The organism is Desulfocurvus sp. DL1XJH-121, from assembly GCF_054819825.1.
The window spans coordinates 37,901-64,225 of record NZ_JBTVWW010000005.1 but is presented as its reverse complement, the minus strand read 5'-3'; the positions used below and the strand labels follow the sequence as shown (position 1 = coordinate 64,225).

Below are 26,325 nucleotides of genomic sequence, written 5' to 3'. Positions count from 1 at the left end.
ATGCCCGGCCAGGAAGGCAAAGCCCAGCGCGAACCCATCCATGGCGTGTTCTCCACCATGGAGATCCGCAAGGTGGGCACCGGCACCACCCAGCGCAAGACCAAAGTCAAGCAGTACTGGCTGGTGCGCGAGGTGCATGAGAACGGCGAGGACCTGGCCGAGGTCCAGCCCATCAACGAGCACCTCATCCCCATCGGGAAGAAGCGCACCATCTCCGTGGGCACGCTCCTGGAGCGCTTCTCCCCGGAGCCGGAATTCTACATCTCCAACCAGATTCCCGCGCCCTCGGAGGGCGAGGGCAGCGCCATCCTGGACCTGGACGACGGCGAGCTTCCCGCCCCGCCGCACCCGGGAACGCCGCGCGCGGAGATCGAGGGGTTCGAGCTCTCGGGTGCGCCCGAGGAGATGGAGAAGAGCGCCCGCGCCAGCTTCGGCCTGGGCCTCACGTATCTGAAGCGCGGCAACCAGGACAAGGCCGAGGGCATCTTCCTGCGCCTGGCCGAGGTGGACGCGCCGTTTTCGCCCGCGCACAAGCACATGTTCAACGAGTTCGGCATCTCCCTGCGCAAGGAGAAACTGTTGGGCACGGCGCTGAAGCACTACCTGCGCGCCCTGGATCTGGCCCCGGACGAGGACGAGAACCTGCTGCACAACATCGCCCGCGCCTATTTCGAACAGCGCGACTTCGGCAACGCTGTACTATTCCTGGAGAAGTCCCTGCAGGCCAACCCGAACCTCAAGGAATCCCAATTGTTTCTGGATTACATACAGCGCAGGCGCAAGAAGTCCTCCGCCCCCATCCAGATGTCCTTCTGAGCCCTCCCCGACGAGCAACTGCGCGTTCTTCGTGCATTTTCATTGAATTGGCTTTGCAGACTTGCTATGGAATCCTCACAATACCAATGGGGGGGCAAGCGCATGAACAGGAAGCTCACCGAACTGGCCGAGACCTACGAATACCTGGACGTCAATCTGCTCTTCGTCCGCAACAGAAACGAAAAGCGGGTCATCGAGGCCATGCGCCAGGTGTTGCCCGAGGACTATCCGGACTACGTGCCCAACGCCATCGATGTACAGGACATCTACGCCCTGTCGCTCAACGGGCTCATGCCCCGCTACATCCAGCAGGGCTCCATCGTGCTGCGCGAGCCCGTGCAGATGGACGAGGTCAAGGCCTCGGTGCGCCGGGCCGTGGAGACCGTGCGCCACAGGCCCAACTATTCGTCCGGGCACTGACCCGGGGCGAAGCCGGGGAGGACCCATGATCAAGGACTATTCGGAAATCCTGGAACGCCTCGGCAAGGGGCTCGGCAGGGCCTACGCCGATTCTCCCATGGTCATTGGCGTACCCGGCGTGTCCGTGGCCGTGAAGGTCGATCCCCACTACTATCTCGCGGTGATGCCCGGCTTCCTCGCGCGCCTGGCCGAATGGGCGGGCATGTTCCCGGACACGGCCCGCGAGGCCCTGGTCAAGACCGGGAACCTCATCCTGGACACGCAGGGGGAGCACCACCTGCCCCTGACCGTGATCTGGGGTGAGCCGTCCGTGTCCCGGCGCATCCGCGCCGCGTTCCTGCCCTCGGAGTTCGTGGACAGGGCGCTGAAGCTCTACGCCGGGGCGCCCGCGCCCCTGCCCGTGGCCGACCTGCGCATCCACGAGGACGACCGCGAGGCCGTGGATTGTTTCCTGCACGACATCACGCATATTGACAAAACTGCCTTCACTCGGCCAGTGTAGCCCGAGCCTTGCGGGCCACCCCGCACGGGTGAAGGAACCAGCATGATATCACGCCCTCGCATCCACATCCTCGTCCTGGCACTGGTCGCCGTCCTGACCCTTCCGTCCCTGGTCGCGGCAGCCGAGTCGCAGGGCTTGCCCGTGCCCCAGGGCGCGGCCATCCCCGACACCCCCGGCGAGGTCAAGGCCGGGTCCACACCCGTGGCCGTGAGCCACGGCGACGTGGACCAGCTGGGCACGCGCTTGGCCTTCCGTCTGAAAGAAATTTTCAACGGTTCCGGGCTGTTCACCTTGACCTCCAAGGACGAGCCCAAAATCAAGGTCATCGTCGCCACGAGGCCCGAGTTTTCCGGCCGCCCGCAGGTTGGATCGGTGTACGGCGCGGTGTGGATCTTCTCCTCCGGGGAGAACGTCCTCACCCATTACCTGGCCAGCGAGGCCGGGACCGTCGACACCACTACCGTGGACGCAACCGCAGAGGCCCTGGCGGCCACTACCGCCGCCGTGGCCGAAAAGTACGCCTACCTCTTCGAGTAGGCGGTCCCCCCGCTCTACCGGCCTCCCGGAACGCGGGGGGACGGAAAACTGTACACCAGCCGCCGGTACGCCAACCGCGCCCCAGGGAACCGCATGCGGTGCGCGCCCGCGCGGCGAAAATTCGCGGGCAAGGACCGCCAAAGGAGAAGACATGAACCAGTTTCCGCGAGTCCATCGGCTCCCCCCGTATGTGTTCGCCACGGTCAACGAGCTGAAGATGAAGATGCGCCGCCAGAACATCGACATCGTCGATTTCGGCATGGGCAACCCGGACATCGGCACCCCTCAGCACATCGTGGACAAGCTGGTGGAGGCGGCCCAGAAGCCCATAAACCACCGCTACTCCGCCTCCCGGGGCATCCCCAACCTGCGCAAGGCCATCTCCGGCTGGTACGAGCGTCGCTACGGGGTGCACATCGACCCGGACCAGGAGGCCGTGGTCACCATGGGCGCCAAGGAGGGCCTCTCGCACCTGGCCATGGTCATGCTCTCCCCGGGCGACGTGGTCTTCGCCCAGGACCCCACCTACCCCATCCACCCCTACGCCAGCATCATCGCCGGCGCGGACGTGCGGCGCATCCCCATGAGCCCGGACCGCAATTTCATCGAGGACCTGGAGCTGGCCATGCGCCAGACCTGGCCCCAGCCCAAGCTCCTGGTGCTCTGTTTCCCGCACAACCCCACCGGGCAGGTGGTGGACCTGGAATTCTTCCAGCGCATCGTGGACTTCGCCAAGGAAAACAGGATCTACGTCATCCACGACCTAGCCTATGCCGACCTGACCTTCGACGGCTACGAGGCCCCCAGCTTCCTGCAGGCCGAGGGCGCCAAGGACGTGGGCGTCGAGTTCTACTCCATGTCCAAGAGCTACTCCATGGCCGGCTGGCGCGTGGGCTTCTGCTGCGGCAACCGGGACATGGTCCAGGCGCTGACGCGCATCAAGTCCTACCTGGACTACGGCATCTTCCAGCCCATCCAGATCGCGGCCATCATCGCGCTCAACGAGGACCAGTCCTGCGTGCAGGAGATCGTGAACGTGTACAGGGAACGCCGCGACGCCCTGTGCGAGGGGCTGAACCGCGTGGGCTGGGAAGTCACCCCGCCCAAGGCCACCATGTTCGTCTGGGCCAAGATCCCCGAGCAGTTCCGCGACATGGGCTCCGTGGAGTTCTCCAAGATGCTGCTCAAGGAAGGCCACGTGGCCGTGTCCCCGGGCCTGGGCTTCGGGCACTACGGCGACGACCACGTGCGCTTCGCCCTCATCGAGAACGAGCACCGCACGAAGCAGGCCATCCGGGGCATCAAACAGGTATTGGAGGCGGGAGCATGCTAGAACCCCTGAAAATCGGCCTCGCCGGCTTCGGCACGGTTGGCGGCGGCCTGGCCGAGGTCCTGGATTCCGACCGGGACATGATCCTCAAGCGCACGGGCCGCGACATCCGCCTGATGAAGGTCGCCGAGCGCAACGAGTCGCGCCGCGCGGCCATCGAGGCCAAGGGCGCGGTCATGACCACGGACTGGCACGACCTGATCAACGACCCCGATGTGGACGTGGTGGTGGAGCTCATCGGCGGCACCACCGTGGCCAAGGACATCCTGGCCAGCGCCATGAAGGCGGGCAAGCACGTGGTCACGGCCAACAAGGCGCTGTTGGCCGAACACGGCGACGAACTTTTCCCCCTGGCCGGGGAGCACAAGGTGCACCTGGGCTTCGAGGCCTCGGTGGCCGGGGGCATTCCCGTGCTCGCCACCCTGCGCGGCGGCCTGGCCGGCAACCGCATCCGGGGGCTCATCGGCATCTTGAACGGCACCGCCAACTTCATCCTGACCCAGATGAGCGTGCACGGCCTGGATTTCGCCACCGCACTGAAGATGGCCCAGGACAAGGGCTTCGCCGAGGCCGACCCGACCCTGGACATCGAGGGCGTGGACGCGGCCCACAAGCTGACGCTGCTCATCCAGCTGGCGCTGGGGCGCAAATACCCCTTCACGGCCCTGCCCGTGACCGGCATCTCCGTGGTCACGCCCATGGACATCGCCTTCGCCCGCGAGTTCGGCTACGCCGTTAAGCTCATCGCCCAGGCCCGCGAGGTGGACGGCCGCATCGAGGCCGGGGTCTACCCCGCCCTGGTGCCCGCCGACAACCTGCTCTCCTCGGTGCAGGGCTCCTTCAACGCCATCCGCTTCGAGGGCGACGCCGGGCCCGTGATGCTCCACGGCCATGGCGCCGGCGACCTGCCCACGGGCAGCGCCGTGCTCGCGGACATCATGTCCATCGCGCGCGGCGAGGCCCCGAACATCCTGGGCTTCACCATGACCGACCTGCCCGAGGCCGAGATCCTGGACCTGGACGCCGCCGTGTCCAAACACTACGTGCGCTTCATCGTCCCGGACCAGCCCGGCGTGCTGCGCGACATCGCGGGCATCATGTCCGACAACGAGATCAGCCTGCACCAGGTCATCCAGAAGGGCCGGGGCGAGGGCGACGAGGGTGTGCCCCTGGTGTTCCTGACCCACGAGGCCACGGCCGACGCCGTTCACGCCGCCATGAAAAGCGCCCAGGACATGGGGCTCACTCGCGGAAAGACCATGCATTACAGGATTCTGTAGGCATGCCTCCGGCGGGCAAAAGGGATAATCCCCTAGCGCTGCTGTCCCCATCCCTAAGGCCGTGTGTTCACTTCGTTCCACACAGCCAAGGGCTGGAGGCTTGCAATCCTTATATTAAAGAGGCCGCTCCCGTGTCCGGGGGCGGCCTCTTCGTATGGGGGGATCAGGAAGGAATCAAAGGAACTAGCGTCTCCCGGGGCGCATCAGAGCCAGGCCCGCGCCGAAGATGGCCAGGGCCAGGATCAGGAAATGGATGAACATGTCCTTCTGGATGGCGCCCCAGATGATGTACACCGAGCCGCACCCGGCCAGGGCCGGGCACACGTAGCGGGCGAACGGCCCCAGGTCCGTGAAGGTCTTCATCACCCAGGCGTACAGGGAGATGTAGATCACGTAGAGGAAGGCGATGGGCAGCTCGGAGACGTCCATGAAGCCGCCCCACCAGCCAGCGAAGTTCCCGTACCAGACCAGCAGCCAGAAGCAGGACAGGACGTAGCCCATGAGCGCCGAGTGGATGGTGCTGTTGGTCTGCGGGTTGACCTTGGCGAAGAACTCCGGGCAGGGCCCCATGTTGCGCGAGGCGATGGAATACATGCCCCGCGCCGCGCCCATGATCAGGCCGTTCAGCGTGCCCAGGCAGGAGATGACCACGAACACCGTGAGCAGCGTCCCGCCCAGGTTGCCGAAGATCAGCCCGATGACGCGCACCGGCGCGGCGTCGCCCTGGGCCAGCACCTGGTCGTTGGTCAGCACGCCGGAAATGCCCAGGTAGTAGGCCATGTAGATGGCCGCCACCGCGATGGTCCCCACCACCAGGGCCCGGGGCAGAGTCCGCTTGGCGTCCCTCAGCTCCGCGTTGATCACCGTGGCGATGATCCAGCCCTCGTAGGCGAAGGCGGTGGCCAGGGTGGCCACGGCCAAGCCGCCGCCCTGGCCCACGGTCTGGGCCGCGTGGGTGAAGTTGGCCATGGTCTGGCCGTTGCCCAGGCCCACGAAGCCGCCCACCACGGCCACCAGCCCCAGGGGGATCAGCTTGATCACCGTGGCCGAGACCTGCCACTTGCCCGCCAAAACGGGCGAAAAATAGTTCAGCAGGAAGAACCCGGTCAGGTACGCGGCCGCGATGGGCCAGACGCCGCCGGATAGGCCCAAGAGCCCCACGGTGTAGTTGCCCGAGACCCAGGCCAGCACCGCCACCAGCGTGGGGTAGTAGATGAAGGTCATGAACCAGGCCACCAGGTATCCGGCGCGCTCGCCGTAGGCCTGCTCGAAATAGTCCACCACGCCGTTGACCCGCTCGATGCGCGTGGCGATCTTGGAGAACACGTAGGCCGTGACCACCATAATCGAACCGCCGATGAGCCACGCGCCCAGGGCCGTGGCCAGGTCGCCGCCCGAGGCCTTGAGCACGTCGTCGGCCTTGAAGAACACGCCCGACCCGATGACGATGCCCACCACCATGGCCGTGGCGGTCCAGAACCCGTATTTCTTTTGCAGATGCTTGGCGCTCATTGTCTCCCCTTTGTGCTCGCGGCCTCCAGCCTCCCGGCGCCCCACTCGCGCCGCCCCCAGCCGCATGATTTCCCCGCCCCGTCACCGGGGCCTCCGCATGCGGCCAGTCCGCACAAATGTGCTCATTTGCGCCTACCGACAAAAATGTCCAGCTTTTTTCTTTAATACAAAATATATTATGCATTTTTTGCGCAATCGACAGAGAGCCAGGGAGGCCGCACCGGGGCCCGGGCGCGCCCAGGGCCCGCGCATTGAAATACGCGGCGTTTTCCTCTACCAAAAGACAGGGCGCACCCGCGCCCGCAAACGACCACAGCAAAGCGCCACAGCGCGAGGCCAGGCCATGATCAACAACATCTTCGCCCTGCTCAGGGAGAAGCTCTGGACCTCCACGACCCAGCATCCCGTGGGCCTAATCCTGGTCCTGGCCGCCATGGCGCTCCTGCTCCTGGCCGCGCTGGCGGGCCTGTTTTTCAATTGACTCCCACCCCAACACGGATTGACGCATGAAACTTCTCTTTCTCATCGCCGACGGCATGGGCGACTGGCCCGTCAAGGAACTGAACGGCCGGACCCCCCTGGAGGCCGCCGAGACCCCGGCCATGGACGCCCTGGCCGCGCGCTGCAACGCGGGGCTGATCCGCACCGTGCCCCAGGGCATGCCCCCGGGCTCCGACGTGGCCAACATGAGCCTGGTGGGCTTCGACCCCGCCGCGCACCACACCGGGCGCGGGCCCATCGAGGCCGCCGCCCAGGGCCTGACCCTGGACCCCGGCGATCTGGTCTGGCGCATGAACCTGGTGAACCTCACCGCCCCGGACGAGGGCGGCACCATGCTGGACTATTCCTCGGGCCACATCGCCACCGAGCGCTCCACCCGGCTCATCAACGACCTCCAGGAGCACCTGGGCGACGACGTGTTCACCTTCGTGCCCGGCATCCAGTACCGCCACCTGCTGGTGCAGGCGGGCGGCGCCACGGCCATGGAGGCGGGCCTGGACATCAACCCGCCCCACGACATCACGGACAAGCCCATCGCCCGGGACATCGCGGAATACGCCAAGTCCCCGCGCCTGAAGGCCCTGTTCGATGCGGCGGCGGTGCGCCTGGCGCGGCCCGAGAACGAGACCAAGGCCCGGGCCGTCTGGCCCTGGGGCCAGGGCAGGCCGCTGATGCTGCCGGACTTCAAGGACGCCTTCGGCCTGCGTGGGGCCGTGGTCTCCGCCGTGGACCTGGTGCGCGGCCTGGGCCGCGCCGCGGGCATGGAGGTCCTGGATGTCCCGGACGTCACCGGGCTGTTGGACACCAACTACCAGGGCAAGGTGGACGCGGCCCTGGACTTCCTGAACCAGGGCGGGAATTTCGTGTACCTGCACGTGGAGGCCCCGGACGAGTGCGGGCATTCGGGCATCGTGGCCGACAAGGTGGAGTCCATCCGCCGCTTCGACCAGCGCATCGTGGCCCCCATCGTCAAGGCCCTGGAGGGCCAGGACGCGGCCCTGTTCATCACCTGCGACCACTTCACGCCGCTCATCGAGCGCACCCACACCACGGACCCGGTGCCCTTCCTGCTGCACCATTCCAAGGCCTCGGACCACGGCCTGCCAGCCTTCTCCGAGGCCAACGCCGCGGGCACGGGCCTGGTCATAGACAAGGGCCACGAGGCCCTGTCCTATGTACTGGAGGCGTTGTCGTGAGCGACTTCCCCACCCCGGACTGCTGGCTCGAACACCGCGTGTCCTACGGCGAGACCGACGCCATGAAGGTGGTCTACTACGGCGAGTACCTGCATTATTTCGAACGCGCCCGGGGCCTCTTCATCCGCGAGCACGGCATGAGCTACGCCACGGTGGAGGAGCGCGGCATCTACCTGCCCATCCGCGAATCCCACGTGCGCCACCGGCGGCCCGTGGTCTACGACGCCCTGATCCTGATACGCACCGGCATCAGCGACTGGGGCCGGGCCTCGGTGAAGTTCGGCTACGAGATATGGAACGAAACGCGGGAAACCCTGCACGCCACGGGCTGGACCGAGCACGCCTGCGTCAACGCCGAAGGCCGCCCCGTGCGCGTGCCGGACTGGCTCAAGGAATTGTTCGTGTAGCTGGGGTGTTGGGCTGGGGGAGTCGTGGTGCAAAACCAACGGTGCCCTCCCGCCCCTCCCGCCGCGTTCCCTCGCGGGTAGGGCGTTGGTTTGTCGGGAGTGTTGGATTGGGTGACGCAGCCGCGCCCCATGCGGATACGGAGGGCTTCGCTTCGGGGGTTGCCACCCAGGTCGCTGCGCCCTCCGTACCCGCCTGGGGCGCTGGGAAGTCTCGGTGGTGCAGTCCTTCAATAATTCTTCCCCTCGTGTCGCGGCACAGGTGATGCCGCCCCGTCGCACGAGCCCGGCTCCGCTTCGCTGATTACCATCACAGCCGCTGCACCGGGCAGCGTGCCGGGGCTTGGGGAGTCCCGGAGGGCGGGACGCACAAAGTGCTGCCTTCCGGGGCTGGGAGTCTCGGCGCGATCGATGCGGAGATTTGTGGCCAAGAGCCGTGGCGTCGGGCAATGCCCAATGATCCTGCCCCTCATCCGCTCAATATCTAAGCTCATCAGCCAATATCAGCGGCGCACACCCATACCCACCCCGAAAATCGGGACCGTAAAGCGAATTCCCGGGCGTACCGTGTAGCCCGAGAAATTACGCAGGGACCGCCTGCTCACTAGTCGTCATGGCCCTGCGGCCATTCTCTTCCAGCAGCGCGCCTGTCGGGCGCACATGCCCACCCCTTCTATCGGGGCGATAGGGGCGACGCGGAGGCGTATCGCGTAGCCCCGCCAAAGCCCCTGCTCCGTCGACACGCATGGCTTTCACAGGAGGACACGCCTTGGCGTTACCATTTTGCTCATGGGTGCGGTACCGCCTCCTCTCTAAGAGGGGGGCAGGGGAGTCCAGAGGGGCCTGGGGGGCTCGCCCCCCGGCCCCTCTGGCAGCTGGTTCAAATGCGAAAGCGTTTGAACCAGCTGTTCCCCCTCACCAAATCCTTCTCCCCTCCACACCACGCCTCCCCCTCCTCATCACACAACAAAAAAGGCCCGCAAAGCGGGCCTTTTCCTAACTCCAAAAAATCAACCTACCGACACAACATCATATACGACTCCGCCTCCACAGGCTCGTCGCCACGATACAGCACCGGCGCGCCGTCTCCCACCTGCGAACCGAAGCTGGCCGTGTCCCCGCCCCCGGCGCGAACCAGGTACACGGGACCGCCGTTGTCCCCGAAGACCACGGCGCCATGGGGCACGGCGTTGCCCTTGACCTCGCACCAGTGCGCGGAACCAGTGAACACGGAATATTCCGTGCGGTGCCGCACCCCGTCGCGCGCCAGCACGCGGGCGTCGCCGCCCTTTTTGACCACGGCCGGATAGAACGCGACGCCCAGGGGCGTGGGAATCTCGGCCTTGGCGGCATAGACGTTGAAATCCACCGTCTGCGCGGCCCTGGGCACGATGCCGTATTTGCCGTCGCCCCAGTCCTCTCCCCTGGCGCTCACCGCGGCCAGGAGCAGCAGCCCCGCCATGGCCAGCACGAAACCGATGCGGTTCTTCATCTCCCCCAACATGAACGACCTCCCGCCGGACGCGCCCGGCATCGTTTGGTTTCCGCCCGCCGGGGTTTCACGCCCGGCATCCGCGGCCTGCACGGCATCGCCCCGCCGTCGCCGCCGACTGTTTTAAGCATACCGCAAACCCGGCCCCGAAGGCAAAACCATTATCCAAAACGGAAAAAGCCCCGGACGGCAGTGCCTGTCCGGGGCTGTACGGAATTTCCCGCGTGCCGCGGGAGACGCCTAGGCGGCGTGGCGCTTGTTGAAGCGGCCGGCCGGGCGGCCGCCGGGGGCGGCCCGGTCCTTGCGGATCAGGGGCGGCTGGCCGTCTTCGGGCCTGCCGAGCTTGTCCAGGATGGCCTCGGCCTCGCGGGCAGGCACGTGGAACAGGGTGTGGTTGGCGCACAGCCGCACGCCCTGCACGGAATTCTTGCGCACCCCGGCCTCGGTCCAGATGAAGTCCAGGAGCTTGGCCAGGGTCAGGCCGTGGTTGCGCCCGGCGGCCATGAACAGGTTGACCTTCATGCCGCCCGTGGCCTGCTCGAAGCGCTCGGGCTCGGGAATCTCGGCGTGGCTCTCGGCGGACAGGCCGTCGCCGTAGGCCCTGCGCAGGGCCGCGGCCAGGACCTCGCGGGCCTCGCCCTCGGCCAGGAGCTCGTCGGCCATCTCCAGGCAGCACTCGAAATCGCCGCCCTCCAGGGCCTCGCGCACCTGTCCGGCCACGCTGGCCCGGCGGGCCGCAGCGGCTTCCAGTGCGTCGGGGAGCCTGCGCTTGGTCAGCGAAACGTCCACGGCGCGCATCATCCAGCGCAGCTTGCCGAACTCACGCGGGCTGATGAGGGTCACGGCGATGCCGGTCTTGCCCGCGCGCCCCGTGCGGCCCACGCGGTGCACGTAGGACTCCGGGTCCTGGGGCAGGGCGAAGTTCACCACGTGGGTCAGGTCGGCCACGTCGATGCCTCGCGCGGCCACGTCCGTGGCCACAAGCACGCGCACCCGGCCGCTGCGGAAGGCCGAAAGAATCTTCTCCCGCCCGGCCTGGTTCATGTCGCCGTGCAGGGCCTCTGCCGCGTAGCCGCCCTGCACCAGGCGCGCGGCCACCTCGTCCACGTCGGCCTTGGTGCGGCAGAAGACCAGGCCGTAGAACCCGTCGCTGCAGTCGATGACCCGGCACAGGGCGTCGAAGCGCGAACGCTCGGGCACCTCGTGGTAATACTGCTCGATGTCCGGGCCCTCGGTCTCGCTGTCCACGCTGACCACCTGGTGCTCGCCCATGAATTTGCGGGCGATGCCCATGACCTCGCGGGACATGGTGGCGGAAAACAGCAGCGTACGCCGGTCCTCGGGGCAGGCTTCCAGCACGGCCTCGATGTCGGCCACGAAGCCCATGTCCAGCATCTCGTCGGCCTCGTCCAGCACCAGGAAGGACAGGTCCGAGAGATCCAGGCTGCCTCGGCGCATGTGGTCCAGCACCCGGCCCGGGGTACCCACCACCACGTCCGCGCCCCGGCGCAGGCCCGCAAGCTGCGGGCCGAAGGGCTGGCCGCCATAGACCGTGAGAATGTTCAAATGCTTGCCCCCGAGGAGGGACTCCATCTCCCGGGCCACCTGCACGGCCAGCTCGCGGGTGGGGCAGAGCACCAGGGCCTGCACGCGCCCGGCGCGCTCCTCGGTGAGCTCGATGAGGGGCAGGCCGAAGGCCGCGGTCTTTCCCGTGCCCGTGCCGGCCAGACCGACCACGTCCACACCCTCGTCCAGAATGAGGGGAATGGTGCGTTCCTGAATGGGGGTGGGCTCGTTGAAGCCCTTGTTGCGCAGGGCGTCGAGCGTGCGCTCAGACAGCCCCAAGACTCTAAATCTTTCCATGTTCTGCTTCCTTGGTGATCAACCGGCCCCTGCGAACCGACGAATCCTGGAAACATGTCGACACGATGAGGGGAGAAGGGCGGCAAGCGCCCCTAATCGAAGAGTTGCACTGTTAGCGAATCGGAGTTCATACGCCGCCACGCTCCCGTTGGCAAGCTTTTTCGCATCCCGGCCTTGCAATTCCCGCACACGGCGGGCAGGATGCGCGCCATGCTCTATGACGTGCACACCCACGCCTTCCATCCCAAGATCGCCCCCAAGGTCCTGGGGCAGATGGTCGGACACTACGGCATCCCGCCCCGTGGGGACGGCACCGTCGAGGATCTGGCCCGGCGCATCGCCGACGCGGGCCTGGACCGTTTCGTGGTGCACACCGCGGCCACGGCCCCGGCCCAGGTCATCCCGGCCAACAACTGGGCCCTGGACCTGGCCCGCCGCTACGGGCAGGCCCTGCCCTTCGGCACGGTGCACCCCGGGTTCGCGCGCTGGGAGCGGGAGCTGGACCGCCTGGAGGCCCATGGCATCAAGGGCCTGAAAATCCATCCGGACTTCCAGGGCTTCTGGCTGGACGACCCGGCCCTCAAACCCATCTTCGAGGCCGCCTCGGGCCGCTTCGTGCTCATGGTCCACGTGGGCGACAAGGCCGCGCCGAAGGACAATCCGTCCTGCCCCTACAAGCTCAGGCGCGTGGTGGACGACTTCCCGGGGCTGACTATCATTGCCGCGCACATGGGCGGCTACCTGCACTGGAAATGGGCCCTGGACGCGCTCATCGGCTCCCGCGTGTACATCGACACCTCCAGCACCATCCCCTACATCGACGCCGCCACCCTGGCCGCCATCCTGCGCCGCCACCCGCGCGAACGCATCATCTTCGGCAGCGACTACCCGCTGTTCGACCCCGGCCGCGAGATGGAACGCCTGCAGATGCGCCTGTCCCTGCGCGACGCGGAGCTGGAGGAAATGCTCTCCTCGGCCCACCGCCTGCTGGGCTGACGGCCCGGCCTTGAGCTTCCGCGCCCGGGCGGTGTACATTGGCCGCAGCAATCCAGGAGGAACCATGACCCGGACCATGACCCGCAGACATTTCCTGTACGCCGCGAGCCTCGGCGCGGCCGGGCTCATCGCGGGCTGCGCCGTGAACCCCGTCACCGGCCAGCAGCAGCTGATGTTCGTATCCCGCGATCAGGAGATCAGCCTGGACAAGGACAACGCCCCGCACCAGTTCTCCGCGGACTACGGCCGCGCCGCCGATCCCGCGCTGCAGAAGTACGTCTCCGGCGTGGGCCTGGGCCTGGCCAGGCGCTCCCACAGGCCGGACATGCCCTACAATTTCCAGGTGGTGAACGCCACCTACGTCAACGCCTACGCCTTCCCGGGCGGCAGCATCGCGGCCACGCGCGGCATCCTCCTGGACCTGGAGAACGAGGGCGAACTGGCCGCGCTCCTGGGCCACGAGCTGGGCCACGTCAACGCCCGGCACACGGCCGCGCGCATGTCCAAGGCCCTCATCGTCCAGGGGCTGGCCGCCGGGCTGGTCCTGGGCGTGTCCGCCAGCCGCTACGACGACCTCGCGCCCCTGGCCGCCGGGCTGGGGGCCGTGGGCACGGGAGCGCTGTTGGCGCACTATTCCCGCGAGGACGAACGCCAGGCCGACGCCCTGGGCATGGAGTACATGGTGGCCGGAGGCTACAGCCCCCAGGGCATGGTGGGCCTGCAGCAGCATCTGGTGGACCTGCACACGGAAAAACCCTCGGCCCTGGAGACCCTCTTCGCCTCCCATCCCATGAGCGAGGAGCGCCGCGACACCGCCGAATACGAGGCCGAAACCACCTACGCTTCGGCCGGCAAGCTGCCCCTGTACCGCGAGCGCTACATGGACAACACCGCGTCCCTGCGCAAGCTGGGCCCGGCCATCGAGGCCATGCAGACCGGCGAAAAGTACATGGGCAAGAAGCAGTACCCCGAGGCCGAGGCCCAGTTCGCCAAGGCCCTTCGCCTGGCCCCCGGGGACTACGCGGGGCTCCTGCTGATGAGCAAATGCATGCTGGCCCAGGGCCGCGACGCCGAGGCCAAGCGCTACGCGGACCAGGCCAAACAGGCTCAGCCCGGCGAGCCCCAGGCCCTGCACGTGGCGGGCATGGCCGAGCTGGCTGGCGGGCGGCCGGACGCGGCCCTCAGGGACTTCACGGCCTACGAGCGGGCCCTGCCCGGCAACCCCAACACCGTCTACCGGCAGGCCCTGTCCCTGGACGCCATGGGCCGCCGCCGCGAGGCCGCCCAGCAATACAGCCGCTTCCTGAAGACCGGCAGCAAGGGCAACAACGCCAACCAGGCCTACAGCCGCCTGCGCGACTGGGGCTACGTCAAGGATTGAGGGATTTCGCGGGCTTGACTTTCTGTGCCGATTTATTAGTAATATCTACTGATAATAAACCGGCGAACGCCGACCAACCATGCGGAGAACCCCATGAGCGACAAGACCTACGCCGTCCAGGCCCGCTGCCCCCATTGCGGACACGAGGAAATCCTGAGCATCGCCGCCGATGAACGCCTGGCCCTGCCCCAGGGCGAGGCCCCCAAGGCCCTGGCCCAGTGCCCGGAATGCGGCAAGCCCTACAACGCCCCCGTAACCCCGGACACCTGCGCGGAATGGGACGACTTCTGCCGGGAAATCCCGCCGGTTCCCCAGGCCTGAGGCCGCGTCACACGCCCGCAACACGCGGTGCGTAGGGTACCCGAACGGGCCGGGCGAGCCATCGCGGGCCCCAAGGAGACCATATGAACGACACCCCCCTGCGCATCCTTTTCCTGTGCACGGGCAACTCCTGCCGCAGCCAGATGGCCGAGGCCTGGGCCCGGAGCCTCAAGCCCGGGGTCATCGCCCCGGCCAGCGCGGGCGTGGAACGCCACGGCATGAACCCGCTGGTGAAGCGGGTCATGGCCGAGGCCGGAGTGGACCTCTCGGGCCAGTATTCCAAGCTGGTGGAGGACCTTGATTCCCTGGATTTCCACTGGGTGATCACCCTCTGCGGACACGCCAAAGAGTCCTGCCCGCGTTTCCCGGGCCGGGCGCATCAGCTGCACCACGGCTTCGACGACCCGGCGGCCCTGGGCAGGAGACTGCCCGACGACGAGGCCCTGCCCCATTACCGCCGCGTGCGCGACGAGATACGGGCCTGGGTGGAGACCCTGCCCCAGAGCCTGCCGTCCGCGTCGGAATCCGCTCCCATGGGCTTTTCCGTCTGAGGCGGCTACAGGGGCAGACGGATGATGAACCGCGCGCCCCGGCCGGGCACCGAATCCACGGCGAAGGTCCCGGAATGCTTGTCCGCGATTATGAAATAGGACACGGACAGCCCCAGCCCCGTGCCCTGGCCCACCTCCTTGGTGGTGAAGAAGGGCTCGAAGATGCGTTTGCGGGTTTCCTCGTCCATGCCCGGCCCGTTGTCCTCCACCTCCACGCGCAGCCAGCCGTCCTCGCGGGACGCGGACAGCCGCAGCTCCGGGTGCTCCACCCCGGCCAAGGCCTGGGCCGCGTTGCGGAAAAGGTTCAGGAAGACCTGCTCGATCTCGATGCCCGAGCAGATCACCGGCGGCAGGCCGGACTCGAATTCCCGGTGCAGGGTGATGGCCTTGAAGTCGTAGCTGCGCTTGAGATCGTAGTCGCTCTGGGCCAGGAGCAGGGCCTTTTCCAACAGCTCCACCACGTCGTGGGAGGACCGGGAGGCCGCGCTGACGCGGCTGAATTCCAGCATGTTGGCCACGATCATGGCCGCCCGCTTGCCGCTCTCCTGGATGCCTTCGATGATGCGCGGGATCTTGCGCAGCTCCATGTAGCGCGCCAGGGACTCCATGGAGAACCCGGCCTCGGCCGCGTCCTGGAGGTTGGCCGGGAAGTCCGCGGAAAGGCGGCGGCCGAGATTCTGCGCGCCCTGGATGATGCCGCCCAGGGGATTGTTGATCTCGTGGGCCATGCCCGCCGCCAGCCCGCCCACGGAGAGCATCTTCTCGCTCTGGACCATCATTTCCTCGGCCTGCACGCGGGTGGTCACGTCGCTGATGACGATGACCGCGCCGTTGCCTCCGGGAAGGGGCGAAACCTCCAGGCAGTGATACACGGTCCTGCCGTCGCGCACGCCGGGGATGCGGTCCCGGGTCATGGGCCGCCGCTCGCGGATGGCCTCGTCCATCAGGTCCGTGAAGGTCGCGCACACCGGGCAGACGTCCATGACCGGGCTGCCCAGGACCCCCCCGGCATTCTGGCCGAGCATCTCCTCGGCGCGCTGGTTCCAGAGGGTGATCCTGCGCTCCCGGTCCACGCCCAGGACCATGGCGGGCATGGAGTCGATGACCTCCTGCAGGTGCCCGCGCAGGAGCTTCTCCCCCTTGACCGCGGCGCGGCGTTCCTTGATCTCGCGCCGAAGGCTCTGGTCGTATTCCTGGATGCGCTCCATGAAGCCGTTGAAGCACTGGGCCACGGTGCCCAGTTCGTCGTTTTCCCTGGGGGTCAGGCGCACGGAAAAGTCGCCTTCCATGGCCGTGCCGAAGCCCTTGACGATCTCCCGCAACGGGCCGGTCACGGAACGGCCGATGCGCCAGGAAAAGAACAGCCCCAGGCAGAGGGTCACCGCCACGATGCCCAGGACCGAGTTGCGCAGGTGCCTCAGCGGCGCGTCGAAATCCGCCTCGTAGGCCGTGGCGCAGACCACCCAGTCCACCTCCGGGATGTAGCTGAAGGTGGCGATCTTCTTCCTGGCCTTGTCCTCCCCCGGGTTCTTCCAGCGGTAGTGGATCTTGCCGAACTTGCGGCTCACTATCTCGCGGATCAGGGGCTGGCCGTGGGCGTCGAGCTGCTCGAGCACGTTGCCCTTGGCGTAGGGATGCAGGACCACGTTGCCCGCCGAATCGAGCACGAAGGCGTACCCGTCCCGGCCGAAGCGCAGCCCCTCGATGCCCGGCCGGAAGTCCTCCACGTCCACCAGGTTCTTGAACTCCTCGCGGTAGGAGCTGGCGGAGATGATCCAGTCCCAGGGCTCGAAATAGGCCATGTACAGGGCCTTGTGCCTGGGCGCTGGCTCGCCGGGGTTCTTCCAGAAATATTCGATGTATCCGTTCTTTTCGATGGTCTGGCGCTGGATGAAGGCGTGGTCGGCGAGGTCCGTGCCCGTGGCGGCCACGGGGTGCACGTCCAGCATGCCCCGGCTGGTCAGGCAATAGATGTACCCGGTCTTGCCGATGGCCTGGGACAGGAGGATATCCCTGGCCAGCGCCTTGGCCTGGGCCTCGGTCATCTCGCCCCGCATGGCCCGGGCATGCAGCCGGGCCACGATGTCCCGGTTCTTCTCGGCCACGGCCCGCAGATGGTTGCGCACCGAGACCTTCACCGATGTGCTGACCATTTCCATGAGCACGGTGGACGTGCTGGAAAGACCGCTCTCGATGTCCTTGCGCACCGCATCGCCGAGCAGGGCGTACAGCCCCAGCCCGGCGAAGATGACGGTACCCGCGCAGACCAGAAAAAAACCGGCGAAGATCCTGGAACGGATGGTCATGGGTGCTTCCCTTTCGGCTCACGTGCGAATCAGAAAATGGAAACCGCCGATCCCTCCATCACTGTTTACTGGAAAACAGGAAAAAAATGAACTGCCTGGCGAAACTCCGTCCCGAGCGGCCGACGCCCGATTCCGGCCTTGACCAACCGCGCATGAAAGTGAACAATAATAAAAAGAAATTCACCCGCACCAGTAGCGAAAGCACGAGCATGAACCAAGCCGAAACACCCGATGCCATCATCCCCTGCCCTTTCCAGGGGGTCTTCTCCGAGATGATCACCAAATCGGTGGGCTTCGGCGGCACCAAGCGCAACGAAAAGATAAAGAAATTCTGGTTTCTGGAACGCGACAAAAACGGCGAGACCTTCCTGCGCCCCTTGAGCCGCGACTACCTGCCCTCGGGCGAACGCGAGCCCGCCGACCTGGCCAAGGCGGTGGCCACGTTCTTTCCCGAGCCCGACATCTACATGAGCCAGGTCAAACCCAAGCTCGCCCAGCTGGAGCGCGCCGTGACCCAGGGCGACGAGCACAGGGAAAAGGGCGAACTGTACAGCGCGGAATTCTCCTACAACGAGGCCCTGCAAATCGACGAGTTCCACATCCGGGCCAACTTCGGCCTGGGCCTCAGCTACCTGGGCATGGGCGACCAGGACCGCGCGCGCCACACCTTCCGGCGCATCGTCAGCCTCAAGGGCACCTTCCGGGAGGAGCACAAGCACCTCTTCAACGAGTTCGGCATCGAACTGCGCAAGAGCGGCATGTACGAGGAATGCCTGGAATACTACCAGCGCGCCCTGAAGCTCTCCAGGACAGACGAGCACCTCTTCTTCAACCTGGCCCGGGCCTGCTACGACAACGAGAACATGGACCAGGCCATGGAATTCGCGGCCATGGCCCTGGGCCTGAACCCGGACTTCAAGGAAGGCCAGCTGCTGCTCAGGGAAATCGAACGCTTCGTCGAGGAACAGAACGCGCTGCAGTCGGGCGACGGAACGGCTTCCTGACCCAACTCCGAAGTATCGCGGCGGGGAAATCAGGCCGATGAATTGACGATCCGCCCCACCCCGGACTCGGGGCGGGGGGCCAGGCCGTTCACGGCCGGGGTCGCGGTGAAGCGGTCCTTGACGGACGCGCCGGTCTGGGTGCGCGCGGCGAAACCCGACTGGCGGGCGGACTCGATGCGCTGCATCTCGTTCTCGCGGGACGCCCGCATGTTGTGCAGGGTATACGGCGGCAGACGCTCGAACAGGTCCCGGAACGCCCGCGTGTATCCGCTGTCCTTGAAATAGGCCATGCTGCTCTCCGGGGCGCGGAATGCGCCCGCTGGACATATGATAATCGGCCCGCAGCGCCCTGTCCAGTTGCGCCCGGAAGGCGGCATGGATATTGCTCGATGTCCGCCCGGCAAGCCAACGACAACAGCAAAGGAGCCGCTTCCTCTTGTCCGACTACTCCATCTCCGCCGTCGACGTCCGTCCGGAATTTGACGCCGACCGTTTCCTGGCCACCAGCCACGCGGGCGAGCTGCCCCCCGAAGACATCCAGGCCCTGCGCGCCCTGTGGGACGGCCTCACAGCCGGGCTGCGCGTGCAGCGCATCGAGAACGGCACGGGAACCTGGATCCTGGCCTGGCTGAGCAAGGACGTAGAGGCCCGCGTGGAGGCCACCTGGGGCAAGGCCCCCAGGCGCGGCTTCCTGGAGCACGCCCTGGCCGTGGACTGCCTGATGGCCGCGGCGGCCATGCTGGTGCCCGAGATCGCGGAACACGGCTGCGCGCCCGTGCCCGAGCCCAGCCCGGCCATGCGCGAGGCCGCTGCGGAGCTGGGCCTGTCCTTTGCCGAACCCAACACCCTGGACCGCCGCTACGCCGTGCTCACGGCCCTGCCCTGGCGGGGCGGCTGCGAACGCTGCCACCTGGCTTCCTCCTGCCCGGGGCCGCAGCGCGAACAGTGCGCCTGAGCCACACCCCCGCCCTCGGGGCCTGAAGACGAAAATCCCGTTCCGGCCCTAAAGACGCGGCCCCATCCGGACGATTAGACTTCTGTCGGCACACGGATTGCGCCCCAGCTTGAAACACGGAGGTTTCATCATGACTCTTGCAGCAGTGGACACGATTCACGCCAAGGGCCTGGAGCCGCAGCCACAGAGTAAGCAGACCATGGCCGAGGCCATGAAGGACGTGAGGAAGGCCCGACTTCGCCGTCAGGTCTATGCCGATCCGTCCCTGGCCCAGAAGCTCGTCGCCGTCGAGGCTTCGCCGGTCTACAACTCCCGTGGCGAACTGATCCAGTCGTTGGGCTACTCGTCCTGACGCCTGGTCGGCGCCCAAGCCCCCACGCCGCATCGCGCGAGGTCCGGGTCCCCTTGCCCGGCCCCGCGCGCCGGCGCACTAGCCGCGCCCTGCGCCCTTGGCACATCTGGCCCTGATTTTGCAAATGTTCCGGCGCCCTGTTTGACAACCAGCGCAGGGCCGGTCTAGTGTGCAATCAAGCGGAACCGGGTAACGGCCCGGCAACCGCGGAAATGGAGGATAGCAGCGTGTCCATCAACGGTGTTGGAAACGGAAAATCGGCTTACGACGAACTGCGCATCAGGCAGCAGAAGGAACTGGAAGCCGACGGCCAGAACGCCAAGGGCGTCAATGGTTCGGCGGATACCGGCGACAACATCTCCGTGAGCGAGGACGCGCGCCTCTTGGCCACCGCCATGAAGGCCGCGCAGGAGGCCCCGGACATCCGCGAGGACGAGGTGGCCCGGCTCAAGGAGCAGGTGGACGCCGGCACCTACAACGCCAACGGCAGGACCATCGCCGAAAAGCTCATCGCCGAGGAACTGGACCTCTTCCAGTAGGCCCTGGCCAAAAGACCATATTTCACGGGCCCGGCTCCCCTCGCACGAGGGGAGCCGGGCCCCGTATTTTTGTCTTTCCCCATCTCACAACAGCCGTGTCAGGCTGTTCCACAATGTGCGGATGCGAGGCGCGAAAAAAAGGTAAGCCCGACGCGTATCCCAATACGCGAGGGTTTGCCTTTTTCGAAGCAACGAAGCAGACGTGCGTTGTGGGACAGTCTGTTAGATGAGGACGATGGTCGGCACCACCACGGGATCACGCTCCAGAACCCGGCGGAAGAAGCGCCTGAGCGACGAGCGGATGCGCTCCCGGAGCTTGTCCGTGTCCCCGGGGCGCACGTTCTCGAAGATGTCCAGGACCACGCACTTGGCGTCCTCCAGGAGGTGGCTGTACTGCTGCTCGAACACGAAGCCCTTGGACAGAATGTCCGGCCCCGAGAGCAGCTCGCCGGTCTCGCTGGAGATGACCATGTTCACCACCACCATGCCCTCGCCGCCCAAGAGGTGGCGCTCCTTGAGCACGCTCTGGCCCACGTCGCCCACGCCCTTGCCGTCCACGTAGATGCAGTCCACGGGCACCCTGTCCTCCAGGCGGATGGAGGTGGGGGACAGGGTCAGGGGGTCGCCGTCTTCCAGGATGATGGTCCGCTCGCGGGGCACGCCGCATTCCCGGGCCAGGCGCGCGTGTTTGACCAGATGGCGGTACTCCCCGTGCACGGGCACGAAGAACTTGGGGGACACGGTCTCCAGCATGATGCGCAGCTCTTCGCTGTAGGCGTGGCCCGAGGCGTGGATGCCCGAGACCCGCTCGTAGATGACCTCCGCGCCCAGGCGGTAGAGATTGTTGATGACCTGGGTGATGGCGCGCACGTTGCCCGGGATGAAGCGCGAGGACAGCAGCACCAGGTCGCCCTGGTGGATGCGCAGCTGCCGGTGCTCGCCCTGGGCGATGCGCGACAGGGACGCCAGGGGCTCGCCCTGGGAACCCGTGACCAGGAGCACCATCTCCTCGGGCTTGTAGCGGTGCAGGTCCTCCAGGGACACCACGGTGCCGCCGCCCGTGCGCAGGTAGTCCAGCTCGCTGGCCAGGTCGATGTTGCGCTGCAGGCTGCGGCCGGACACGGCCACCTTGCGCCCGAACTCCCGGGCCAGGTCAAAGATCTCCTGCATGCGCTGGATGTGGCTGGAGAACAGGGTCACCAGGATGCGGCCCGGCGCAGCGGCGAATATCTCCTTAAGCGAGGCCTTGATCTCGCGCTCGGTCAGGGCGTAGCCGTCCATCTCCACGTTGGTGGAGTCCGAGAGCATGAGCAGCGCCCCGGGCGCGGCGAACTCGGAAAAGGCCTTCAGGTCCGTCTCCAGCCCGTCCAGGGGATAGCGGTCGATCTTGAAGTCGCCGGTGTGCACGATGCGCCCGGCCGGGGACTCGATGCCCAGGCCGTAGCCGCCCACGATGGAATGGCAGACCGGGAAGAAATTCACGGCGAAATCGCCCAGCGCCACGCGCTCGCGGTCCTGCACCACGCGCATGTCCACGAAGCGCTCCAGGTCGTGCTCGCGCAGGCGCCCGGCCACCAGGCCCAGGGTGAACTCCGAGCCGTACAGGGGCACGTCCACGTGGGGCATGAGCCAGGGCAGCGCGCCGATGTGGTCCTCGTGGCCGTGGGTCAGGACGATGCCCTTGAGCTTGTCCTTGTTCTCCAGGATGTAGTCGAAGCGCGGGATGACCACGTCGATGCCGAGGAGGAAATGCTCCGGGAACATCACCCCGCAGTCCACCACGAACATGGAGTCCCGGGATTCCACCACCAGACAGTTCATGCCGATCTCGCCCAGGCCGCCCAGGGGAGTGATCCGGACCTCGCGTTCACGCAGCATCGCCAAGGCCCTCCTCCTTCAGTTGCTCGCGATAGGCCGCGTCCATCATGGCGTGCAGGTCGGCCATGAAGCGTTCGCGGTCCTTCAGGGTGTAGCCCGAGGTCTCCAGGGGGGGCAGGGCCCGCACGCGGATGGGCGCGCGGCGGATGCGCAGGCAACGCTTGCGCAGCACGAACCCCGTGCCCGTGACCACCACGGGCGCCACGGGCAGGCCGGATTTCAGGGCGATGAGCATGCCGCCGACCTTGAACTCGTGTATCTTGGAGAGATCCTCGCTGCGCGTGCCCTCGGGGAAGATGATCACCCCGGCGCCGTTTTTGGCGCTCTCGGCCGCGGCGTCGATGCTCTTCATGGCCCGGCGGCCGTTGGAGCGGTCGATGGGGATGTGCCCGGCGGCCACGCTGGCCCGGCCGAAGAGCGGGATGTCGAACAGGGACTGCTTGGCCACGAAGCCCACCTTGCGGGAGCCGAGCACGTGGTTCAACAGCGGGATGTCCAGTTGGCTCTGGTGGTTGGCCATGAACACGTAGTTTCGGTCCGGGTCCAGGGCCGAAAGGTCCACGGCCAGGGGAGCGCCCGTGGCCCGGCAGAGGATGCCCGCCCAGGTCCTGCCGCTCCAGCCGGCGAAGCGGGGGAACGCGATGGCGATGGCGCTGAACAGGCCCGTGGCGGGCAACGCGATAAGATAAAAGTAAATTGTTCTCAGCATGATCGGTGCGAAACGGCTCCTGCCCCGGAGAGGGCGCGGTTGGTGTGTTCGTGACGCAGCAATGTACTGGAAATCGCACCGCCGGACAAGCCGCGCCTCGGAAAACCACATCGCAAGCCGGACGGAAAAGGGCCGCCCCGGGAGGCGGCCCTGTGTTTCGGATGCGCCGGGAGGACGAAGCCGGACTAGTCCTGCTCCTTCCTGCTCTCCTCGATGACCTTTTCGGCCACTTGGGGCGGGGCCTCCTCGTAATGGTCGAACTCCATGGTGAAGGTGCCCTGGCCGCCGGTCATGGACCGCAGATCAGGGGCGTACTTCAGGACCTCGGCCATGGGCACGTGGGCCTTGACCTCGGTGACGCCGGACTTGGAATCCGAGCCCAGCACCTTGCCCCGGCGGCTGGAGAGGTCGCCGATGACGTCGCCCATGAACTCGTCGGGCACGAACACGCTGATCAGGACCACGGGCTCCAGGAGCACGGGCTTGGCCACCTCGGCGGCCTTCTTGAAGGCGATGGAGCCGGCCACCTTGAAGGCCATCTCCGAGGAGTCCACGGTGTGGTAGGAGCCGTCGTAGCAGGCCACCTTGAAGTCCACCACCGGGTACCCGGCCACCACGCCGCGCGCGGCGGCCTCCTGGATGCCCTTGTCCACGGCCGGGATATACTGGCGCGGGATGGACCCGCCCACGATCTCGTCGGCGAACTCGTAGCCCGCGCCACGCGGCTGGGGCTCCAGGCGGATGAAGCAGTCGCCGAACTGGCCGCGGCCGCCGGACTGCTTCTTATGGCGGCCCTGCACGTCGGCCTTGCCCTTGAAGGTCTCACGATAGGGAATCTTGGGGGTCTTGAGCAGGATATTGGTCTTGTAGCGGCGCTTGGCCCGCTCAACGCTTATCTCGATGTGCAGCTGGCCGGAGCCCGAGAGCAGGATGTCGCCGGTCTCGGCGTCGCGGGTCAACTTGAGGCAGATGTCCTCGCCCAAGAGCTTCTGCACGGCGGTGTAGACCTTGTCCTCCTCGCCCTTTTCCTCGGGGGCCAGGGCGTAGGAGATCAGCGACGGGGCCAGCACCGGGGCCTGGTAGGCGAAGGAACCCTTCTCGTCGACGAGGGTGTCGCCCGTGGCCGTGCACTTCAGCTTGGCCATGGCCACGATGGCGCCGGGGCCGGCCGCGCCCTTGAGGGGCTTCTGCTCCTTGCCCACCATGGCCAGGAGCTGGCCCACGCGCTCCTTCTCGTCCTTGCCCACGTTGAGCACGGTGCTGTCGGGCTTGAGCTGGCCGGAAAGCACGCGCACCACGGTGAGCTGCCCGGCGAAGGGGTCGGCCAGGGTCTTGAACACGAAGGCCGCCATGGGGCCGTCCTCGGCCACGGCCAGTTCGCCGTCCACGCCCTGCCAGGGGGCGTGGTCCAGGGGCGAGGGGAACAGGTCCTGGACGATGTCCAGGATCAGCGCGCCGCCCATGTTGCTCAGGGCCGCGCCGCAGGCCACGGGGACCAGCTCGCCGGAGAGCACGCCCGCGCGCATGCCGCGGGCCACTTCCTCGGGGGTCAGCTCGCCTTCCTCGAGGTACTTCTCCATGAGTTCCTCGTCGGCCTCGGCGATGTTCTCCACCATGGTCTCGCGCAGGGCCTCGACCTCGTCGGCCATGTCGCCGGGGATCTCGCCCTCGGCGACCGCGCCGTCGGCGCCGAACAACAGGGCCTTGCCGCCCAGCACGTCCACCACGCCCTTGAAGTCCTCCTTGGCGCCGATGGGCATGTACAGGAGCACGGGCTTGATGCCCAGCATGTCCACCAGGCTGTCGAAGGCCATCTGGAAGTCCGCGCGGTCGCGGTCCATTTTGTTGATGAAGGCCATGGCCGGACGGCCAGCGGCCTTGACCTCTTCCCAGAGCTTCCTGGTCAGGGGCTTGGCGCCGTCCACCGCGTCCACGGTGAGGACCACGCCGTCGGCGGCGGTCAGGGAGTAGCCGATATCGCCGGTAAAGTTGTTGTCGCCGGGAGTGTCGATGAGAAAATGGGAATTCTTTTTCCAGGAGTAGGTTGCGAAGGCCGGCTGGATGGAGCCGCGCCGCTTGATCTCTTCGGGCTCGGTATCGAGGGACGTGGTGCCTTCCTCGATCTTGCCCAGGCGGTTCACGACGCCCGAGGTGAAGAGCAGCATTTCGGCCACGGAAGTCTTGCCGACGCCGCCGTGTCCCACCAGGGCGTACGTTCTCTGACTATTGAGCGCATCCGACATTGGTTTCTCCCTTTTTCCATAGTTCCCGCGGCCTCCGGAAGGCGGCCCGGTATTCTTCAACCCCTCATACAAAGATTTTCAAAGGCATAGACCTATACGAAGAGGGCTTCAAGATTGTCAAGCACATCAGAAGCCTTGCGGCACGTCCCGCGCTCCCCGGAGCCCCCTGGGGCGGGGCTCCGGAAACGCGCCGGGACGCCCGCGCCGGGACGCCCGCGCCGGGCCTAGAACTTGTAGCCGATCATGCGCAGGAAATCCTTGCGCTTGGCCACGTCCGCCTCGCCCTCCACGCCCTTGGAGGCGTAGCCGTCGATGACGCCCATGATGCCCCGGCCGAGGCCGGTCTCGGCCACCACCACCTCCACGGGATTGGCCGTGGCGCAGAACAGGCGCACCACCTCGGGCACGGCCTGCACGGCGTTGACGATGTTGATGGGGAACATGTCTTTCATGAACAGGATGAAGCTGTGGCCGCAGGCCAGGGCCTCGGCGTTCTTGCGGGCCAGCTCCACGCACTCTTCGTCGGTGCCCGAAAGGCGGATCAGGCAGACGTCGGAGGCCTCGCAAAAGGCCAGGCCGAACTTGGCCATGGGCACGGTGCAGACCACGGCCTCGTGCACGTCCTCCACGGTCTTGATGAAGTGCGACTGGCCGATGATCAGGTTCAGGGAATCGGGGTTCTGGATGGCGATGTTGCTGAATTCCATTATGGCCTCCTGGGCTGGGTGTCTTTGCTCGACGACACCTAGCACAGGCGGGCACGGCGAGAAAGGGGGATGCGCGCGGGCTGTCAGGGCAGGAGAAACAGGCGCACGGCCCCCACCCCCGACCAGACCTGGTACAGGGCCAGGGCCAGGAGCGCGGTGTTGCACAGGCCGTGGATCAGGGGCAGGGCCTTGCGGCGCTTCTTGACCCGGTCCAGGTACGAGCCCGTGGCGTAGCCCGCGGCCATGAACGGGACCGTGGCCAGGCCCGCGATATAATGAGCCCCGGTGATGCCCGCCATGCCCCAGCTCGCGCGCGTCATGGCCACGCCCAGGGCCAGCATGGCGAACCAGACGATGATCACCGCCCTGCCCCAGCGCACGTGGGCCTTCCAGTCGAAGAACAGCTTGCAGCCCATGTGGTTGCAGCGAAAACGCGCGATGCCCAGCCAGAGCACGTACAGGGCCGCCAGGGTGCTGAGCAGTTGCAGAACGGGATGAATCCAGAGCACGGGCGACCTCCGATGGTTGCG

General features: G+C 66.6%; 27 protein-coding genes. 17 read left to right on the top strand and 10 right to left on the bottom strand.

Features of this window, described 5'->3' with window-relative positions; genetic code table 11:
• The 6 genes from ACYYG1_RS05170 (at position 1) to ACYYG1_RS05145 (ending at position 4,885) form a co-directional block, all read left to right on the top strand.
• The gene (locus tag ACYYG1_RS05170) at positions 1-816 is read left to right on the top strand and encodes a tetratricopeptide repeat protein (protein WP_461209221.1); all 816 of its coding nucleotides are present in this window, start codon (positions 1-3) and stop codon (positions 814-816) included.
• A gap of 102 nt (positions 817-918) precedes the next feature.
• Entirely contained in the window at positions 919-1,236 is a 318-nt protein-coding gene (locus ACYYG1_RS05165) for a late competence development ComFB family protein (RefSeq protein ID WP_461209220.1), read from the top strand.
• A gap of 25 nt (positions 1,237-1,261) precedes the next feature.
• Positions 1,262-1,738: a lysophospholipid acyltransferase family protein gene (locus tag ACYYG1_RS05160; protein ID WP_461209219.1), complete on the top strand. Its 477-nt coding sequence runs from the start codon at positions 1,262-1,264 to the stop codon at positions 1,736-1,738.
• 42 nt (positions 1,739-1,780) lie between these two features.
• A complete protein-coding gene (locus tag ACYYG1_RS05155) occupies positions 1,781-2,275 on the top strand; it encodes a hypothetical protein (RefSeq protein ID WP_461209218.1) in 495 nt (164 codons plus the stop codon).
• A gap of 151 nt (positions 2,276-2,426) precedes the next feature.
• Positions 2,427-3,608: an aminotransferase class I/II-fold pyridoxal phosphate-dependent enzyme gene (locus tag ACYYG1_RS05150; protein ID WP_461209217.1), complete on the top strand. Its 1,182-nt coding sequence runs from the start codon at positions 2,427-2,429 to the stop codon at positions 3,606-3,608.
• A complete protein-coding gene (locus ACYYG1_RS05145) occupies positions 3,602-4,885 on the top strand; it encodes a homoserine dehydrogenase (protein ID WP_461209216.1) in 1,284 nt (427 codons plus the stop codon). The genes ACYYG1_RS05150 and ACYYG1_RS05145 overlap by 7 nt, the downstream gene beginning before the upstream one ends.
• 183 nt (positions 4,886-5,068) lie before the next feature.
• Here the strand turns inward: ACYYG1_RS05145 and ACYYG1_RS05140 are convergent, their stop codons facing one another.
• Entirely contained in the window at positions 5,069-6,397 is a 1,329-nt protein-coding gene (locus ACYYG1_RS05140; RefSeq protein ID WP_461209215.1) for an APC family permease, read from the bottom strand.
• A gap of 343 nt (positions 6,398-6,740) precedes the next feature.
• Between ACYYG1_RS05140 and ACYYG1_RS05135 the strand changes: the two genes are divergently transcribed.
• Genes ACYYG1_RS05135 through ACYYG1_RS05125 form a run of 3 tightly spaced genes read left to right on the top strand, consistent with a single transcriptional unit; the run spans position 6,741 to position 8,501 of the window.
• Positions 6,741-6,878, top strand: a complete 138-nt coding sequence (locus ACYYG1_RS05135; RefSeq protein ID WP_461209214.1) for a hypothetical protein — start codon at positions 6,741-6,743, stop codon at positions 6,876-6,878.
• Positions 6,879-6,903: 25 nt separating this feature from the next.
• Positions 6,904-8,094, top strand: coding sequence for a cofactor-independent phosphoglycerate mutase (locus ACYYG1_RS05130; protein WP_461209213.1), 1,191 nt, complete (start codon positions 6,904-6,906; stop codon positions 8,092-8,094).
• Complete coding sequence (locus tag ACYYG1_RS05125; protein ID WP_461209212.1) at positions 8,091-8,501, top strand: acyl-CoA thioesterase; 411 nt, start codon at positions 8,091-8,093, stop codon at positions 8,499-8,501. Before ACYYG1_RS05130 ends, ACYYG1_RS05125 begins: the two co-directional genes overlap by 4 nt.
• Positions 8,502-9,513: 1,012 nt before the next feature.
• Here ACYYG1_RS05125 and ACYYG1_RS05120 read toward each other — a convergent pair.
• Together ACYYG1_RS05120 and ACYYG1_RS05115 are read right to left on the bottom strand one after the other, a co-directional pair.
• Positions 9,514-10,002: a hypothetical protein gene (locus ACYYG1_RS05120; RefSeq protein ID WP_461209211.1), complete on the bottom strand. Its 489-nt coding sequence runs from the start codon at positions 10,000-10,002 to the stop codon at positions 9,514-9,516.
• Between the two features lie 228 nt (positions 10,003-10,230).
• Positions 10,231-11,853 carry a DEAD/DEAH box helicase gene (locus ACYYG1_RS05115; RefSeq protein ID WP_461209210.1) on the bottom strand — a complete coding sequence of 541 codons (1,623 nt, stop codon included), beginning with the start codon at positions 11,851-11,853 and terminating at the stop codon, positions 10,231-10,233.
• A gap of 210 nt (positions 11,854-12,063) precedes the next feature.
• Here ACYYG1_RS05115 and ACYYG1_RS05110 point away from each other — a divergent pair, with 210 nt between their 5' ends.
• The 4 genes from ACYYG1_RS05110 (at position 12,064) to ACYYG1_RS05095 (ending at position 15,102) form a co-directional block, all read left to right on the top strand.
• Positions 12,064-12,849, top strand: a complete 786-nt coding sequence (locus ACYYG1_RS05110; protein ID WP_461209209.1) for an amidohydrolase family protein — start codon at positions 12,064-12,066, stop codon at positions 12,847-12,849.
• A gap of 64 nt (positions 12,850-12,913) precedes the next feature.
• Positions 12,914-14,230 carry a M48 family metalloprotease gene (locus ACYYG1_RS05105; RefSeq protein ID WP_461209208.1) on the top strand — a complete coding sequence of 439 codons (1,317 nt, stop codon included), beginning with the start codon at positions 12,914-12,916 and terminating at the stop codon, positions 14,228-14,230.
• A 93-nt stretch (positions 14,231-14,323) separates the two neighbouring features.
• Entirely contained in the window at positions 14,324-14,551 is a 228-nt protein-coding gene (locus tag ACYYG1_RS05100) for a hypothetical protein (protein WP_461209207.1), read from the top strand.
• Positions 14,552-14,634: 83 nt separating this feature from the next.
• Entirely contained in the window at positions 14,635-15,102 is a 468-nt protein-coding gene (locus ACYYG1_RS05095) for an arsenate reductase ArsC (protein ID WP_461209206.1), read from the top strand.
• A 5-nt stretch (positions 15,103-15,107) separates the two neighbouring features.
• Here the strand turns inward: ACYYG1_RS05095 and ACYYG1_RS05090 are convergent, their stop codons facing one another.
• Positions 15,108-17,408, bottom strand: coding sequence for a cache domain-containing protein (locus tag ACYYG1_RS05090; RefSeq protein WP_461209205.1), 2,301 nt, complete (start codon positions 17,406-17,408; stop codon positions 15,108-15,110).
• A 209-nt stretch (positions 17,409-17,617) separates the two neighbouring features.
• Here ACYYG1_RS05090 and ACYYG1_RS05085 point away from each other — a divergent pair, with 209 nt between their 5' ends.
• Positions 17,618-18,412, top strand: coding sequence for a tetratricopeptide repeat protein (locus tag ACYYG1_RS05085; protein ID WP_461209204.1), 795 nt, complete (start codon positions 17,618-17,620; stop codon positions 18,410-18,412).
• 29 nt (positions 18,413-18,441) lie between these two features.
• Here the strand turns inward: ACYYG1_RS05085 and ACYYG1_RS05080 are convergent, their stop codons facing one another.
• Positions 18,442-18,702, bottom strand: a complete 261-nt coding sequence (locus tag ACYYG1_RS05080; RefSeq protein WP_461209203.1) for a hypothetical protein — start codon at positions 18,700-18,702, stop codon at positions 18,442-18,444.
• Positions 18,703-18,848: 146 nt separating this feature from the next.
• Here ACYYG1_RS05080 and ACYYG1_RS05075 point away from each other — a divergent pair, with 146 nt between their 5' ends.
• The 3 genes from ACYYG1_RS05075 (at position 18,849) to flgM (ending at position 20,258) form a co-directional block, all read left to right on the top strand.
• On the top strand, positions 18,849-19,367 hold the full coding sequence (locus ACYYG1_RS05075; RefSeq protein WP_461209202.1) for a hypothetical protein: 519 nt from the start codon (positions 18,849-18,851) through the stop codon (positions 19,365-19,367).
• Between the two features lie 130 nt (positions 19,368-19,497).
• Entirely contained in the window at positions 19,498-19,719 is a 222-nt protein-coding gene (locus tag ACYYG1_RS05070; RefSeq protein WP_461209201.1) for a hypothetical protein, read from the top strand.
• A 227-nt stretch (positions 19,720-19,946) separates the two neighbouring features.
• Complete coding sequence (gene flgM, locus ACYYG1_RS05065) at positions 19,947-20,258, top strand: flagellar biosynthesis anti-sigma factor FlgM (RefSeq protein WP_461209200.1); 312 nt, start codon at positions 19,947-19,949, stop codon at positions 20,256-20,258.
• A 222-nt stretch (positions 20,259-20,480) separates the two neighbouring features.
• Here flgM and ACYYG1_RS05060 read toward each other — a convergent pair whose 3' ends face one another.
• The 5 genes from ACYYG1_RS05060 to ACYYG1_RS05040 form a co-directional block, all read right to left on the bottom strand.
• Entirely contained in the window at positions 20,481-22,136 is a 1,656-nt protein-coding gene (locus ACYYG1_RS05060) for a ribonuclease J (protein ID WP_461209314.1), read from the bottom strand.
• Complete coding sequence (locus tag ACYYG1_RS05055; protein WP_461209199.1) at positions 22,126-22,845, bottom strand: lysophospholipid acyltransferase family protein; 720 nt, start codon at positions 22,843-22,845, stop codon at positions 22,126-22,128. Before ACYYG1_RS05055 ends, ACYYG1_RS05060 begins: the two co-directional genes overlap by 11 nt.
• Before the next feature lie 185 nt (positions 22,846-23,030).
• Positions 23,031-25,088, bottom strand: a complete 2,058-nt coding sequence (gene fusA / locus ACYYG1_RS05050) for an elongation factor G (protein ID WP_461209198.1) — start codon at positions 25,086-25,088, stop codon at positions 23,031-23,033.
• A gap of 224 nt (positions 25,089-25,312) precedes the next feature.
• Positions 25,313-25,795 carry an adenosine-specific kinase gene (locus tag ACYYG1_RS05045; RefSeq protein WP_461209197.1) on the bottom strand — a complete coding sequence of 161 codons (483 nt, stop codon included), beginning with the start codon at positions 25,793-25,795 and terminating at the stop codon, positions 25,313-25,315.
• 83 nt (positions 25,796-25,878) lie between these two features.
• Entirely contained in the window at positions 25,879-26,304 is a 426-nt protein-coding gene (locus ACYYG1_RS05040; RefSeq protein WP_461209196.1) for a DUF4079 family protein, read from the bottom strand.
• Positions 26,305-26,325 lie beyond the last annotated feature (21 nt).

Bases quoted from the DNA above. Each gene is read 5' to 3' on its own strand.
- ACYYG1_RS05170 (WP_461209221.1), top strand. From the start codon at position 1: ATGCCCGGCCAGGAAGGCAAAGCCCAGCGCGAACCCATCCATGGCGTG.
- ACYYG1_RS05165 (WP_461209220.1), top strand. From the start codon at position 919: ATGAACAGGAAGCTCACCGAACTGGCCGAGACCTACGAATACCTGGAC.
- ACYYG1_RS05160 (WP_461209219.1), top strand. From the start codon at position 1,262: ATGATCAAGGACTATTCGGAAATCCTGGAACGCCTCGGCAAGGGGCTC.
- ACYYG1_RS05155 (WP_461209218.1), top strand. From the start codon at position 1,781: ATGATATCACGCCCTCGCATCCACATCCTCGTCCTGGCACTGGTCGCC.
- ACYYG1_RS05150 (WP_461209217.1), top strand. From the start codon at position 2,427: ATGAACCAGTTTCCGCGAGTCCATCGGCTCCCCCCGTATGTGTTCGCC.
- ACYYG1_RS05145 (WP_461209216.1), top strand. From the start codon at position 3,602: ATGCTAGAACCCCTGAAAATCGGCCTCGCCGGCTTCGGCACGGTTGGC.
- ACYYG1_RS05140 (WP_461209215.1), bottom strand. From the start codon at position 6,397: ATGAGCGCCAAGCATCTGCAAAAGAAATACGGGTTCTGGACCGCCACG.
- ACYYG1_RS05135 (WP_461209214.1), top strand. From the start codon at position 6,741: ATGATCAACAACATCTTCGCCCTGCTCAGGGAGAAGCTCTGGACCTCC.
- ACYYG1_RS05130 (WP_461209213.1), top strand. From the start codon at position 6,904: ATGAAACTTCTCTTTCTCATCGCCGACGGCATGGGCGACTGGCCCGTC.
- ACYYG1_RS05120 (WP_461209211.1), bottom strand. From the start codon at position 10,002: ATGTTGGGGGAGATGAAGAACCGCATCGGTTTCGTGCTGGCCATGGCG.
- ACYYG1_RS05115 (WP_461209210.1), bottom strand. From the start codon at position 11,853: ATGGAAAGATTTAGAGTCTTGGGGCTGTCTGAGCGCACGCTCGACGCC.
- ACYYG1_RS05110 (WP_461209209.1), top strand. From the start codon at position 12,064: ATGCTCTATGACGTGCACACCCACGCCTTCCATCCCAAGATCGCCCCC.
- ACYYG1_RS05105 (WP_461209208.1), top strand. From the start codon at position 12,914: ATGACCCGGACCATGACCCGCAGACATTTCCTGTACGCCGCGAGCCTC.
- ACYYG1_RS05100 (WP_461209207.1), top strand. From the start codon at position 14,324: ATGAGCGACAAGACCTACGCCGTCCAGGCCCGCTGCCCCCATTGCGGA.
- ACYYG1_RS05095 (WP_461209206.1), top strand. From the start codon at position 14,635: ATGAACGACACCCCCCTGCGCATCCTTTTCCTGTGCACGGGCAACTCC.
- ACYYG1_RS05090 (WP_461209205.1), bottom strand. From the start codon at position 17,408: ATGACCATCCGTTCCAGGATCTTCGCCGGTTTTTTTCTGGTCTGCGCG.
- ACYYG1_RS05085 (WP_461209204.1), top strand. From the start codon at position 17,618: ATGAACCAAGCCGAAACACCCGATGCCATCATCCCCTGCCCTTTCCAG.
- ACYYG1_RS05080 (WP_461209203.1), bottom strand. From the start codon at position 18,702: ATGGCCTATTTCAAGGACAGCGGATACACGCGGGCGTTCCGGGACCTG.
- ACYYG1_RS05070 (WP_461209201.1), top strand. From the start codon at position 19,498: ATGACTCTTGCAGCAGTGGACACGATTCACGCCAAGGGCCTGGAGCCG.
- ACYYG1_RS05060 (WP_461209314.1), bottom strand. From the start codon at position 22,136: ATGCTGCGTGAACGCGAGGTCCGGATCACTCCCCTGGGCGGCCTGGGC.
- ACYYG1_RS05055 (WP_461209199.1), bottom strand. From the start codon at position 22,845: ATGCTGAGAACAATTTACTTTTATCTTATCGCGTTGCCCGCCACGGGC.
- fusA (WP_461209198.1), bottom strand. From the start codon at position 25,088: ATGTCGGATGCGCTCAATAGTCAGAGAACGTACGCCCTGGTGGGACAC.
- ACYYG1_RS05045 (WP_461209197.1), bottom strand. From the start codon at position 25,795: ATGGAATTCAGCAACATCGCCATCCAGAACCCCGATTCCCTGAACCTG.